Annotated in this window: 7 protein-coding genes; 4 read left to right on the top strand and 3 right to left on the bottom strand. The window is 44.9% G+C overall.

Translation table 11 applies throughout. The features are described 5' to 3' along the window. Positions 1-858, bottom strand: a complete 858-nt coding sequence (gene nadC, locus B6A14_RS09235; protein ID WP_087910164.1) for a carboxylating nicotinate-nucleotide diphosphorylase — start codon at positions 856-858, stop codon at positions 1-3. A gap of 44 nt (positions 859-902) precedes the next feature. Further along, on the bottom strand, positions 903-2,030 hold the full coding sequence (nadA, locus tag B6A14_RS09230; RefSeq protein ID WP_087910163.1) for a quinolinate synthase NadA: 1,128 nt from the start codon (positions 2,028-2,030) through the stop codon (positions 903-905). A gap of 173 nt (positions 2,031-2,203) precedes the next feature. Between nadA and B6A14_RS09225 the strand changes: the two genes are divergently transcribed. Together B6A14_RS09225 and B6A14_RS09220 are read left to right on the top strand one after the other, a co-directional pair. Then, on the top strand, positions 2,204-5,149 hold the full coding sequence (locus tag B6A14_RS09225; RefSeq protein ID WP_236635706.1) for a bifunctional diguanylate cyclase/phosphodiesterase: 2,946 nt from the start codon (positions 2,204-2,206) through the stop codon (positions 5,147-5,149). A gap of 147 nt (positions 5,150-5,296) precedes the next feature. Further along, positions 5,297-6,889, top strand: coding sequence for an adenylate/guanylate cyclase domain-containing protein (locus tag B6A14_RS09220; protein WP_087910161.1), 1,593 nt, complete (start codon positions 5,297-5,299; stop codon positions 6,887-6,889). 64 nt (positions 6,890-6,953) lie between these two features. Here B6A14_RS09220 and B6A14_RS09215 read toward each other — a convergent pair whose 3' ends face one another. Next, a complete protein-coding gene (locus tag B6A14_RS09215) occupies positions 6,954-8,567 on the bottom strand; it encodes an HD family phosphohydrolase (protein WP_087910160.1) in 1,614 nt (537 codons plus the stop codon). A 286-nt stretch (positions 8,568-8,853) separates the two neighbouring features. Between B6A14_RS09215 and B6A14_RS09210 the strand changes: the two genes are divergently transcribed. Together B6A14_RS09210 and B6A14_RS09205 are read left to right on the top strand one after the other, a co-directional pair. Next, on the top strand, positions 8,854-10,509 hold the full coding sequence (locus B6A14_RS09210; RefSeq protein WP_087910159.1) for an efflux transporter outer membrane subunit: 1,656 nt from the start codon (positions 8,854-8,856) through the stop codon (positions 10,507-10,509). 12 nt (positions 10,510-10,521) lie between these two features. Then, the gene (locus B6A14_RS09205) at positions 10,522-15,096 is read left to right on the top strand and encodes a peptidase domain-containing ABC transporter (protein ID WP_087910158.1); all 4,575 of its coding nucleotides are present in this window, start codon (positions 10,522-10,524) and stop codon (positions 15,094-15,096) included. The last annotated feature ends 78 nt before the right edge of the window (positions 15,097-15,174 follow it).

Below are 15,174 nucleotides of genomic sequence, written 5' to 3'. Positions count from 1 at the left end.
TTATCCCAAGATACGCATTGAAAAATCGACTGCTAAAACATCCTTGGTGAGTTTTCCAAGAGAGATACGATCAACACCTGTAGCAGCAATGGTACGCATTTGATCTAAATTAATACCCCCTGATGCTTCCAGTAGTGCTCGACCTGCAGTCAGCGCAACGGCCTCTTGCATTTGCTCGGTAGTAAAGTTGTCGATCAAGATGCTTTTTGCACCAGCTGACAAAGCCTCTTCAAGCTCAGCAAAAGTTTCTACTTCAATTTGAATATCCACTCCTGCATTGAGCGCTTGAGCATTGTTTAGTGCTGCTGTGACGCTACCCGCAGCCGCAATATGATTCTCTTTAATCAGAATGCCATGCCATAAGGCGAGACGTTGATTTTTTCCTCCGCCAACCCGTACTGCATACTTCTGAGCCTGACGTAATCCTGGAATCGTTTTGCGGGTATCTAGTACCGCGCAACCTTGGGGGTTAGGGCTAGCACCCGCAATGGCGTCAACATATTGACGGGTGATAGTGGCTGTCCATGAGAGTGTTTGTAAGAAGTTAATGCAAGTGCGCTCAGCAGAGAGTAGGGCTTGCGAGTTGGCTTGTATGTCGCATACCTTGGTATCTGGCTTCATCAGGTCGCCCTCGATATAACTCCAGGTTACCTTGGCATTGGGGTCTAATTTCTTCAGCGTGCCTTCGAACCAATCGACGCCACACAACACTGCTTCCTGGCGCACAATCAATTGCGCTTGAACAGCCTTACTGAGAACCAATTGGGCAGTCCAGTCGCCCTTGCCAATATCTTCCATAAGCGCATCATGAATATTGCGTTGGCGAGCTTGCTCTAAGGTTTCGTTGTGATCAAACATAAACGCACAATTTTCTAAATCAAAAATTAAAAGAAATGATGAAACTAAGCAGCACCAATATTTTTTACAAAGCCATGCTGGGCTTTGGCTAATAGATCAGGATGATTCTTCGTAAAATCTAACATGCGCTCTATACAGGTCAGAGCTTTGAGACGGATGGGCTCTGCGACAAAAATTTCGCCAGAGGATGTTTCAAGGCAATTGAGAATTCCTTGTAAACCGTTCATTGCCATCCACGGGCAGTGTGCACAGCTCTTACAGGTGGCGCTATTGCCAGCAGTGGGGGCCTCAATCAGCTTCTTATTGGGCGCTAATTGACGCATCCGATGCAGAATGCCCTTATCGGTTGCGACAATGTATTCAGTTGCTGTGCCATCTACTACGGCCTTGATCATGGCTGAAGTAGAGCCAACCACATCCGCTAAATCTACTACGGCTTGCGGTGATTCAGGGTGAACCAAAACCATTGCATGTGGGTGACTAGCTTTGAGAAGTTCAAGCTCTACCGCTCTAAATTCATCATGCACAATGCAGGCGCCATTCCATAGAAGCATGTCGGCGCCGGTTTGTTCTTGAATATAGCGACCAAGATGACGATCGGGCGCCCATAAGATCTTTTTTCCATCGAGTTTGAGCTGATGAACAATGGCCAGTGCACAGGAGCTAGTCACCATCCAATCAGCCTGAGCCTTGACTGCCGCACTGGTATTGGCATAGACAACCACTACACGGTCAGGATGGAGTGCTCTAAATTTTGCAAAGTCCTTTGCATCACAGCCAAGATCCAAAGAGCAGGTAGCATCTAAATCCGGCATAAAGACCCGTTTTTCTGGGCTGAGGATTTTTGCGGTTTCGCCCATAAAGCGAACGCCAGCCACAATTAAGTTTTTTGCAGAATGATTTTTGCCAAAGCGCGCCATTTCTAGAGAATCTGCGACATAACCCCCGGTTTCTAAGGCCAGGTCTTGAATATCACCGTCAACATAGTAGTGCGCCACTAAAGCGGCATCCTTTTCCTTCAAAAGCTGTTTGATCCGTGAAACGATCGCGGCTTTTTCAGTTGCCTGTAATGGGGGCGGTACATTGGCCCAGGCTTGAGCAGTACAGGTTATTCCAGCGGCATTTTGTGCTGGGTAATCATAGGATTGGGGTTGAATGGTGACGGAGCTCATAGCAAATATTAACCCGATGAGGGGCTATCTAGGTGGGCGATTCAATTTTAACGAAATGAGTAAGGTTGGGGTATTCTTTTGGCAGGCGCTGGATTAAAAGCTAGGGCCAATAAAACCAATATTTGACTGCTCCATAAATGAACTTAATAAGTCGCTTTCAGAATCATCCTTTGATGAAAAATCGTGAAATTGCCTCAGCGATCCTTTGGTCAATTTTATATGCTTATATTGCTGGTTATATCCTAAAAAACTTTTCGAACAGTTCTGGCGCCAGCATGATTTGGGTGCCGGCTGGTATTGGCCTTGCCATGTTGCTCAATTATGGCAACCGTTTTTGGCCTTTTATTTTTGTTGCTGCCGTTGTTGGTGAATTCTTGGGTGGCTTTGATTTATTGATCGCTTTTCAGCTCGCAGCTGGCAGTACGGTCGCTGCTCTAGTGGGCAGTTTATTGCTGCAATATGTTTTTTCCTTCAATAAAGATATCACTTCGATTCTAGATATCGCCTCTTTATTTGTAGTGTCTGTCATTACTGCTTTGATTAGTAGCTCTCTCAGCACACTCTTGTTGATCAACGCAGATCTATTAGAAAACGAAACCTACCTCAATATTTTTTATACTTGGTTTGTGGGTGATTTTTTTGGCGCTGCTTTCTTCACGCCTGTTATTTTGGTTTGGCGAACAGTACCTAGGGACTGGTTTCGTGCGCCAAAGTTATACGAGGTATTGGTTTTTTTCGGACTAGTATTTTTATTTGGGCAAGCAGTTATTTTTGGTTGGCTAAATAATCAATTTGCCCATATTGAATTTCTGAACCGAGGATATTTCGTCTATCCAATTCTGTTGGTTGCAGCTTTGCGCTACGGCAGACATGGAGCGATGCTTATCCTAGCCATGACTGTCTTGCAGTCTATTCTGGGTGCTTATGAGGGCCACGGATTTTTTAATAAAAATCTGATGAATGACCCAGCCCCAATTAGTATTTGGGCTTATTTGAGCTTGATGTGTCTGGTGGGCTTGTTAGTCAGTTTGATTATCGAAAGTATTGAAGACAAGACAAATGATTTGCTGCAAATGGAAGGGCGCTTCAGGGCAATTATTGAGCGCATGCCTGTGTCTATGGCGCTGCTAGATATTCATAAACGATCCGTGGAGTTTGTCAATAAAGCCTACACCGATCTAACGGGCTATCAAGCCACGGATTTGAGTAATAGTGATGAGTGGTGGGACTTAGTCTACCCAGACCCCCAATATCGTCAGGAGATGAAGAGGGAGTGGAGTCATCGCCTGCATCAAGCCCGTCAAACTCAATCAGTCATGGCCCCACTAGAAACTTGGACTACTTGTAAAAATGGCGCCAAGAAATACATTAGCTGGGGATCAGTCCAAGCGGGAGATAAATTTGCTATCTACGGTATTGATTTAACCGAAAGAAAGCATGACGAAGATCTGCTCAGAATCACATCCTCCGTTTATCAAGCTATCGGAGAGGCCGTCTTCATTATGGATGGTAAAAATACGATTTTGGTAGTGAATGATGTATTCCAGGAGATCACGGGGTATGCCCAGTCTGAAATCGTTGGCAAAGATTTGCCATCGATCCTGGTTAAAGCCCATGGAGCCCGCTCATACTCGGACTTAATTCCATCGCTCGATTCTGTTGGGCACTGGGAAGGGCAGGTTTGGATTAAACGCAAGACAGATGCTGAATATTTAGGATTTCTGTCAATTTTTACAGCCTTAGATGATTCAGGATTTGTGCGACAACGCGTTGGTCTGATTTCGCCTGTGTCAGACCAAAAGAGAACCCGAGAAATTATTAATCGACAGGCAAACTACGATGCTTTAACGGGTCTGCCAAATAGACGTCTTTTTTTAGATCGTGTGGATGAATCTATTAAACGTGCTGATCGTGCCAAAAATACTTTTGCATTGTTATTCGTGGATTTAGATCATTTCAAAGATATTAATGACACTTCGGGTCATGATGTTGGTGACGAGATTCTGAGAAGGGTTTCTGATCGCTTTAAAGAAGAGGTGCGCGAATCCGATACCGTTGCACGTATCGGGGGAGATGAATTTACCATCATCCTCAATGACTTAGATAGCCCCCAAAATATTGACAAGGTATTGCTGGGAATCACAGATCGCTTGGCTGAGCCTGTAGAGATTGACGGACAAATATTTCATATATCAGCCAGCCTAGGGATCGCCTTCTATCCACAGGATGCCAATAGCACTAAGGGCTTGCTGATGAAGGCTGACCAGGCGATGTATGCAGTCAAGAATCAAGGACGAAATGGTTTCCACTACTTTACTCAGTCACTCCAGGAGTTGGCTGACCGTAAGATGAAAATTATTTCTGAATTGCGAACAGCGTTACAAGAAAACCAATTCGATGTGTTCTATCAGCCGATAGTTGATCTCAAAACCAAGGAAGTGATTCATGCTGAGGCCTTATTACGTTGGCGCAGACATGATGGCGTCTTAATCTTGCCAGAACATTTTATTGAGGTGGCAGAGGATTCTGGATTGATCATCGAAATGGGTGATTGGGTATTTCGTCAAGTGTGCCAGTTTTTGTTGTCCCTGCCAGCGTCGGCAAACAATATTAGCGTTGGCATTAACGTATCTGCGACCCAGTTCAACTCGAATAAGCACTCAGCATTAAATTGGATTGAGTATCTACATGAATTAAATCTATCCACCGAAAGGGTGATACTAGAAATTACTGAGCACACGATGATGAATCAGAATGCTCGAGTAAGTCAAAAAATTGCGCTGCTACATGAAGCCGGATTTCGGTTTGCGATTGATGATTTTGGAACGGGATATTCCTCCCTTTCCGCCCTCAGAAATTTTAATTTTGATTTCTTAAAGATTGATTCATCATTTACTTCGCAAATTGGGCGGGCGAGCGCTGATCGGGCTTTGGTGCAAGCAATGATCACTATGGGATCAGGTTTGAATCTGCAGTCTATTGCTGAGGGCGTTGAAACTGAAGAGCAGCGGCAAATACTACTAGATGTAGGGTGTCAAATTGGACAGGGCTACCTATTTGGTAGGCCTGTGTCTGGGGCTGACTTTCAAAAACACCTAAAAGAGGCTTCTAGTGGCTAAAATCATTGTTGTTTGCATGCAACTTTATACACCTGTCTATTTAAATAAGTGTCTAAATTACTGAGATAGCTGTATAAATACTCTCCCGGCGTCGTATTTTCATCGGCACTTTGATGAATCTGCCAGTTAAATTGGACATGTGTATAAATGATTTCAAGTAAAGAAGTGCTGGAGTTATCCGGCATTTCTAGAGCGACTCTCAATAACTATATACAGCTTGGCATCTTGCCTAAGCCTGTATTTCAGTCGCCATCCGAAGAGGTGGTGCAGGGTACTGCTCGTTTATTGGGTTACTTTCCAGATGACGCCTTAGACACCATCCAGACTGTTCAATTTCTCAAGTCGCAGGGCCTAAATATGGCATCCATTGCAGAGCGGCTCTCGCAAACCAACGATTTATTAGATGTAGAGCAAGATACCGCGTTTGTCCAAGCAAGCGTAGGGCAGGCCAAGCAAAGTGGTCGTCGAGCTGGTGTCGGTGTTGAGAAGCGCGGCTCAAGTACAACTACTGTTGAGAAGTCCAGGTCAAGTTCTTCCATGGCTTTATCACTTGAAGGCTTGTCTCAGCCTGCCTATATGCTCAATTACAACCTCGAGTTGACCTGGTTGAATGAGGCCGCACGAAAAGAAATATTCCGTTTTAACACTCCGCCTGCACAAAGTGCCGAGCGTAATCTATTCGATTTGCTCTCTCGTCCTGAGGCACGCATCAGCCTATTGGATCAAAAGGCGCTAGCCAATTTATATATACACCTGGCAAGCGCTCGAGTGGGACGTGAGGCCTTGTCTAAATTGGTGCTGGCGGCAGATCCCGATTTGTTAAGCCTCTTTAATGATATTGATTTTGCAAATTCAGATCATGAAAAAGGGCAGCAGCAGTCTGTTGCCGAATTGGATTTATTCCGTACCGATATTCATGGTGTGCCAACACGCTATCGAGTTTATGCGGTGTATTTCCGCGAAGGTATTTTGGTCATTCATACTTTGGCAGAGGATCGCGGCGATGATCTGCTTGATTTCTTAGGAAGACGCGACCAGGTTATTCAGAATTTGTTAAGCAAGCGCCTGCCGGTGATGACACCGTTAGCAGTGCTGGTGGCCGACTTGCAAAACTCCGTTCGTATCTGCTCCGAACTTCCGCCGGATGAATATTTTGAGTTGATTAATCAAATCTGGTCCACCATGGGACCCATCCTTCGTAAATACACCGGTACTCATGGGAAGCATGCGGGTGATGGAGTGGTTTACTACTTCTTCCCGCAACCAGAGAGCAATTACCTCTTTAATGTCGTTGCTTGCGCTGATGAATTAAGAGCAGCAATGCGCAAGATTAGCGCTGATTGGCAGTTTAGAAAGAACTGGCTAACTGAACTGCAACTCAATATTGGCTTACACGAAGGGCAGGAGTGGTTAGGTAGCTTCCAGTCCGCCAATCATGTTGAATTCGTAGTGCTGGGCGATACGATTAATCGTGCTGCCCGTTTAAGTGACTTTGCAAGGCATGGCACGATTTGGGCTAGCAAAAATCTCATTAGTAGATTAACCACGGATGAGCGTAGCAGGGTTGAATTTGGAGTGATGCGCTACAGTAAAGAAAACGGCGACCGTTTTGTCACCTCTTCCTACGCGCAAATCGATTCTCTGGCGCCATTAGAGGAAGATAAATACGAAAAGCTGCGTGATATAGCTCAGCTGGCTGTAACGGAAATCCGTCGCGTTAGTCTTACCCGCAACTATTAAATAAAAATCATTCGAAAAAATAGCTAGCAACAAAAAAAGTAGTTTTTGTTGCTAGTAGCTTAGATTAGGCCTTGAAATAATTCTCTGGTGGCGGGTTGTAGCCTGGAATCTTAGCCACATCAATCTCATCGATTTGCTCAGCTGGCAGGTACTTCGAGGCATACTTTTCATATACCTTTTCCCAGATGAAAACATCAAATAGATCGGGATCGATATGAGCGCCAAGCTTCATTTTTCCTAAGATTTCTAATGACTCGCTCAGCTTCTTACCCTTTTTATAAGGTCGATCTGAGGCGGTTAGCGCTTCAAATACATCGGCGATAGCCATACATCTTGCTTGTACTGACATTTGATCGCGGGTAAGGCCTTTTGGATAGCCTTTGCCGTCCATGCGCTCGTGGTGACCCCCTGCATATTCGGGAACATTTTTAAGGTGTTTGGGCCAAGGTAATTTTTCCAGCATCGTAATAGTCACTTCGATGTGGTGATTAATAATTTGGCGGTCTTCTTCAGTTAAGGTGCCGGCACGAATCGTTAAGTTTTTAATCTCATCCGCATTTAAGAATGGAGCTTGCTCGCCGGCGCTATTTTTCCAGGTATAGCGCTGTGCGATTTCGCTCACGCGTTCAATATCCGCGTTAGACATAAACTCTCCACCGATATTGGTTTTTTGTAAGTAAGCGAGATCGTCTAGTAATTGCGTCTTTTTCGTCAGCGCAGTTGCTTCATCTAGCGTTCCCTCTTTTACCTCAATGGCAATATCTCTCAGAATAATTTGCGCCTTCAAATCAATCACGGCGATGCGATCAAAAATAGCCTCTAACTTAGTGGCCTTATCCACAATATGAACTGGTGTGGTAATTTTTCCGCAATCATGCAGTAGACCTGCGATCTTTAACTCGTGACGATCACCATCTGTCATCGTGAAATCTTTGAGCGGGCCTGCTTTAGCGCTATTAACTGCATCCGCTAACATCACGGTGAGCTCAGGTACCCGCATGCAGTGACCGCTGGTGTATGGCGACTTGTCATCAATCGCATCGTTAATCATGCTAATGAAGCCTTCAAACAAATCCTCAAGGCGGTTAATGAGCAGTCGATTGGTTAAGGCAATGGCGGCCTGGGATGCTAAAGCTTCTAGGATTTCTTGTTGGGCTGCAGAAAAAGGAAGGATCTTTCCGGTATCTGCATCGGTAGCATTAATGAGCTGCATTACCCCAATGATTTCAGACTCATGATTTTGCATGGGCACCGTCAGGAAGGACTGAGAGCGGTAATTATTTTTCTCATCAAATAATTTAGTTCCAGAGAAATCAAACCCCGTAGCGTTATAAGCATCTGGAATATTAATAGTCTCGTCTTTATGAACGGCGTAGCAAACCACCCGCGACATTTCAGGGCTACCATCGGGTTTATTAATAGCTATCGGCGGGAAGGGGATGGGTGTACCACTCTTGCCGCCTAAATGCGCCCCTTTACTTTTGGTAATCAGAATCTCAAATTTCAGGTGCTGGTCTTCGGTGAGTCGATAAATGGATCCGCCGTCAGCATTGGTGATGCTCATGGCAGCTTGCAAAATATTCTCAAGTAATTGATCAATATCTTTTTCGCTGCTGAGCGAAGCTCCTACTTCTAGGAGCTTTTGCATCATTTTGATTTCTGGATTCTTTGTGTTCATCAAAGAATTCTAATAGGAGGAATGGCGCATTGCATTGAGTTTTATTGCGTTTACTCAATATATCTTGGTCAGGTGTAAATCTATTGTTTTATTACTAGTATATAAATACTAATAATAAAAATAAAAAGTAGTATTTAAGTATCGTGATTTAGATGCAACATCTACTCTATGAATTTAGTTATATATCGAATCTAATGTACTAATTGCTGTGTTGAAGAAAAAAAATCACTAAATTAACGTATCTAATTGATTTAAATACTTATACCTAAATAAATAACTTGTATTTATGACTATTTCTAACGGAACGAAACCGTCCCGCAAGCCACTTTTTGTGCGATTGCCTATCTATGTGGCCTGTTGTGCCTTAGTGATGTCGGGTTGTACATCCCCGATCGTCAAGGAGGGCGATGCGCCAGATGGCCCTGATTACGTGCGCTGGATGCCAAAGCAATATAAGGCAGAGGTCCAAGTTCAACTGCCTAAGCCGAAAGAAAAGTGGTGGCAGGATTTTGGTAGCGACGAGTTAAACGGACTGGTTGACACTGCATTCACTAATAACTACGACCTCAGAGTAGCGATTGCTAGGGTTGCTCAAACTAGAGCGCAGGCGGATGTAGTGAAGTCTGCTGAATACCCCACGATTGATGCGGTGGGTGGTTATTCCAGTCAGGCGCCATATCCCGCGATTGGCTCTGCGGCAAATAAATCGCAGTGGAGTAGTCAAGGAACATGGCAGGTTGGTTTGCTAGCAAGTTATGAAGTAAACCTCTGGGGTAAAAAAGGTTTTGATACACAGTCTGCTTTCGCGCAGGCTCTAGCAAGTGAGTTCAACCGCGAAGTAGTTGCCTTAAGTTTGGCGAGTGACGTAGTTACTGTGTATTTCCAAGTTGTCTCATTAGATGAGCGGATTCGGGTTGGTGAGCGTAACTTAGAGGCCATCAAAACCTTAACTCGTGGATTGAAGCGTCGCGTTGATAAGGGTGATGCCACTGAGATTGATTACTACCAACAGGTCATTCTGACAAACAATACGGATGCTCAGGTCACAGCGCTCCGTCAACAAAAAGAGCGTGCTTTTACGCGTCTTGCTACTTTGCTAGGCCGCACTCCTTCCACCTTAAAGATCGCAGCTAAATCGGTTGAAGGCATTAAGGTTCCAGTCGTTGAGCCTGGTCTGCCTTCTGATTTGCTGTGCCGTCGTCCTGATATTCGTCGTTCTGAGGCCATGTTGGTTGCTGCTAAAGCGGATCTCTATGCTGCGCGAGCCAATATATTGCCTAATTTCGTCTTAACCGGTGGTGGTGGTTACGGTAGTTATTTGTTGTCGACCTTAACAATGCCGCAAAGTCTTTTCTACAACGTCACCAGTAATTTAGTGGCTAACATTTTTGACGGCGGCAAACGTGAGGCACAAGTGCAAATTGCAAGTGCTAAAAACGTTGAGATGCTAGAGACATATGCCAATACAGTCCTCTCATCATTACGCGAGGTTGAGGATTCCCTCACAGGCATTACTTTGACAGCTAAGGCCTACGACTCATTAAATGAGTCCCGCGATAAAGCGCAGCGTTTGACGGTAATGAGTCAGAGAGTTGTTGAGTTGGGTGGCATGGATTATGTGCAGTTGTATGAAATTCAGCGCTCTGTATTTAATACAGAAGACATTGCAATTTCCGCGCGTTTTGATCAGTTACGCGCCTCTGTTGATCTCTTTAAGTCTCTGGGCGGTGGCACCAAGTTGGACGATGATCCATGTGTGGGCGGCGGAGGTTTGCCGAAAGCTGATGCGCGCTGGATTCAGAATGCCTCCAAGAAAGATTCAGTCTTTGGTAGCAAACCTGCCCTGGGAGTGAACTCTAGTGGTCAACCTATTGTTGAAGGCACTGGAAAAGTTCTTGCAGAGCCTCCTGTTCCTGGTGTAAACAACGTAAAACCTAATTAATTTGGCCTTGTTATGAACTCATTCTTATCAAATCTTTTTACTGGCCTCAAGAAAGTAGTGGGTGCTATCAGCGCTCCTATTATTGGATTACTTGGTGGTTTATTGATCATCCTTTTTACTGTGTTCTGGTGGACATTTAATTTATTCGACAAAGCCATTTTGGCGTTTGTCAAAGCATCACAGTTAGTTGTGCCAAAGGCGATTCAAATTATCTTGGCCGTCATTAGTGGTTTTAAATCGCTAGTCACAAGTATTAGCAATACCAGCATACGGATTTGGAATGCCTTGCCAGGTGTTGTGAGAGGTTTGCTATCGCCATTAGGTTTAATTGCTAAACCAGTATGGTTGCTCTTAGCCTGGATATTTACTGGTATTGAAACAGTTATCCATACTGTTTTCAATGATGTCCAAAAATTACGCGGTTCAGCGCACAGCTCTTGGAAATCTGTTAAGGCGAAAGGGGGTCTAGATGACCTTTCAATTGCCCAGCGCAAACAAGAGCTTGCTGATCAATATTCTGCTGATGCTATTTACACCAGGCTGAGTCGTCGCCTTGAAGAATTTCAAGCGACTAGTGAGCGCGAGTTAGCTGCTTTTTTTGCAGACTTAAAAACAGTATGGCAGCGCTACCAAGATGCACGTCATAACAAGTCACCGCATAATGCGGTTTCTCAAATGTCACCATTTGACCAAGAGCGTAATACGATCTTAGTCGCTAGCATCATCATCAATATTTTGGCCTTAGCATTCCCGTTGTTGATGTTGCAGTTGTATGACCGCATTTTGCCGCGCCAATCTTCTGATACCTTAGTTATTTTTGCTGTAGGTGTTGGCTTAGCCGTTGCGCTGGAATCAATGATTCGAGTACTAAGATCCTTTGCTACTGCATGGATCTCTGCGCGTTTTGAGCATCGTGCTTATTTATCTTTAGCAGATCGTTTACTGGCTGAACCTTTACATGACTTTGAGCGCAAGGGTACTGGCGCAATCATGGAAGACTTCAAATCTGTTTCCACTTTGAAGTATCACTATTCAGGCCAGACTTTTCAGCAGTTAATGGATTTACCATTCACGATCTTGTATGTCTTGATCGTGTTCTTGATTAGCCCATGGGTTGGTCTATTGTTGATGGCCGGATACAGCGTATTTGTATTTATCACCTGGAAAAATGGTCGCGAAGATCCTGCCTTAATTAAGGATCAAAAAGAAGGGGACTTGCGCCGCGCTAATTTCCTGAACGAAATCCTCAAAAACGTGCACACCTTAAAGTCAATGACGATGGAGTCGTTGATGCTGAGAAGGTATGAGCGTCTCCAAGAGAGTTGCGCCAAGATGATGGCGCGCATGACCTATGCGCTAGATATGTCATCAGGAATAGGAAATGTGTTCTCACCTCTGATGACCGTTCTAGTGGTTGCTTTGGGGGCATACCTTGTCATTATTGGTCGTTTATCCAATGGTGAATTGGCTGCCTGCGTATTGTTAGGCATGCGTTCTTTAGCTCCGCTCCAGCGTTTAGGTGGCATGTGGGCCAAGTATCAACAGGATGAAGTGTTGCGTGACAAATTGGCTAAGGCCTTGGATAACGGTTCCTTGCCAACACAAGTGCAGGATGATGTAGTAGATGCACTGGCTAAAACCATTGAAGTGGAATCTAAGCCAGCCGATCTCAAGCTCACTAATGTGACTTATCAATTCCCTGCAATTGAGAGACCTTTGTTTCAAAACCTTTCCTTGCATGTTCGTGCGGGTGAGTGCATCGCAATTGGCGGTCATGGTGGTGCTGGTCGAAGCACGCTATTGCAATTAATGTCCGGCATTATTCAGCCACAGAGTGGCGATGTCTTATTTAATGACATCAATTTAAAAGCACTCCCGATTGACTCATTCACTAAGCAAATTGCGTATTTGCCACAAAAAGCAGTGATGTTTGAAGGTTCGCTTTTGGACAATGCCACTGTTTATGATGCAGGGCGCGTAGACGACGCTTTGCGTATTGCCAAAGAATTAGGTTTGGCAGATTTTGTTTCCAAAATGCCGCGCGGTTGGGATTCGATCGTTGGTGATATGGCAGCCGATTCAATGCCACCAGGATATCGTCAACGTATTGCGATTGTGCGCGCTTTATCTAGTAATCCGAATATCGTTTTGTTTGATGATGCTAGTTCAGCGATGGACTCCGAGGGTGATAGCCTGCTATTGAAGTATCTCGAGTCTATCCGCGGTAAGGTTACTTTGGTTCTGGTATCCGAGCGCCCATCCTTCCTGCGTATGGCTGATCGGAAGTTGATTTTGCAAGACGGTCAGTTAATCGAAGCGCCCGAGGGAGGCTTCAATACACTGCGTGACGTGAGTCAAGGTAGCGGTATGGTTGCTAGCATTCCTGCATTCACCCCGCGTCAGCAGTTGCCTGCTAGCTATCAGCCGCTTTCTGCAGCAGCCTTCTTCCAGTCTCCATTTAAGCAGGGTGGTTTAGCAACCCGCAAATGGGAGCGTATGCATGAGACTGTCAGTGGTAACTTTAAAGATGAAACCGATTTTTCTGGATGCCTATCTTTATTATTGAAGCTCATGAACTCGCAAGATTCTGCTCGTGCAGTTGCAGAATCTTTGCCGTATTTCACGGATAACTTAGATTTAACTGGCTTTCAAAATGCAATGGCGCAGTTAAATTACAAGATGTCTGATGTCGAGTGCCGCCTTAGTGAAATTGATAGCCGCGCATTGCCTTGCTTGTTTATTCCGAATGAGGGTAAGGCGTTCGTAGTGCTGGGACGTATTGGCAATCAACTCCGCGTTGGCCAAGATTCGGTCACTGAGCCACGGTTAGAGTCCAATCTAGGCATGGAAGGTCGTGCGTATTTCTATGAGCGCGCTGAGTTTAAATTGCCTGACAATAAGTCATGGGTTGCTCATACCTTGTATCGCTTTTCTCCATTGATTGGCCAAGCAACCATATCCTCTTTGGTATCAGGCGTGGTGATTATGTCTGGTTCCCTCTTCCTCATGGTGGTGTATAGCACCATTATTCCGTCTGGCGCTTTAGATACTTTGTTTTACTTGAGTTTGGGCGCCTTTATTGCATTGGCGTTTTCGTATTTCTTCATACGTCAGCGCGCGAGCATTTTGTCTTACATTTCTGGCCGTATTGAGTATCTTTTCGGCACGGCTATTTTGCAGCACGTATTGGCAATGCCACCAAGCTATACCGAACGTGCGTCAGTTGGCTCGCAAACCGCTCGCTTACAGTCATTTGAAGGTATTCGAGACCTTTTTACTGGCCCTATCGCCTCAACCTTACTTGAGACTCCAGCGACCTTGGTGTTGCTGATTGGTTTATCTATCATTAACCCGATTGCATTGCTTTTGTTTGTCATCATGGTGGTTGTGTATACAGGTCTGTTCTTTATTTTCTCTAGAAGAACGAATGACAGTGTTATCGACGTCAGTAGAACCTCAACAAAACGTACTGAGTTCTTGATTGAGATGACCAGCAAAATGCGTTATATCCGTGAGTCTGGCGCACAGTATTTATGGTTAGAGCGTTTACGCGAGACCTCTGCAAGCGCAACAATGGCATCATTCAAGGCAGAAAAACTTTCATCTCTGTTGGTCGGCATATCCTATTTTGTGATGATGTTGGCAGCCTTGTTAATCGTGTCATTCACTACTCCTGCTGTGATTGACCAAACACTCTCATCAGGCGCTTTGATTGCCTCAATGATGCTGATGTGGCGTGTATTGACTCCCTTACAAACTGCCTTTGTCAATATGACCCGTTTAGAGCGTATTCGCAGTGCTACTCGCCAAATTGATACCTTGATGCGTATTCAAGGTGAGCGTCAAGAAAATGCGGCCTCTCCAATTGCTCGTGGTTTAGAAGGGCGTATTGAGTTTGCCCGGGTGTCATTCCGCTATTCATTGAATGTGGATCCAGCATTAATTGGTGTTGAATTCCGTGTTCAGCCAGGTGAGATGGTGGCGATCTCTGGTCCAAACGGTGGCGGCAAGTCTACCTTGCTCAAAATGTTGTTGGGCATGTATCAACCACAAGCCGGTAGCATTTTGATCGATGGTGTTGATATTCGTCAGCTCGACTCTCAAGAATTGCGCCGCTTAATTGGCTATGCACCACAAGACATGCAATTCTTTAGGGCCACCATTGCTCAAAACTTACGTTTGGCACGGCCAGATGCTACCAATGACGAGGTGTATCAAGCCTTGGATATGGCAGGCGCATTAGATACCGTACTCTCCTTGCCGCGTGGCATTGACTATCGCTTGGGTGACAACACCAATGAATTGCCTTCTGGCCTTAAACAGAAATTATTACTTGCTAGAACATATTTAACCCGTGCGCCAATCATGATTTTTGATGAGCCTGGCTCTGGTTTAGATCCAGAGGGTGATGCGAAGTTTGTTGAGGCTCTCAAGGCCCTCAAAGGCAACACCACAGTGCTCTTTATTAGTCACCGTCCTAGCCATATTCGTTTGGCTGACACCTTATTGGTCTTTGATAAGGGTTACTTGCGGGCTGCTGGGCCACCCAGTGAGCTTCTCAAGCAACCGACTAATGCCGCTGCTTAAGAATTAAAACGGATGTAAAGACGATTTGTAACCATTAATGAACGAGTAGTGCGTAGTAGATAAAAAGATTAAACGTGA

Source organism: Polynucleobacter hirudinilacicola, assembly GCF_002192535.1.
Taxonomy (GTDB): domain Bacteria; phylum Pseudomonadota; class Gammaproteobacteria; order Burkholderiales; family Burkholderiaceae; genus Polynucleobacter; species Polynucleobacter hirudinilacicola.
This window is presented reverse-complemented; position numbering and strand designations above follow the sequence as displayed.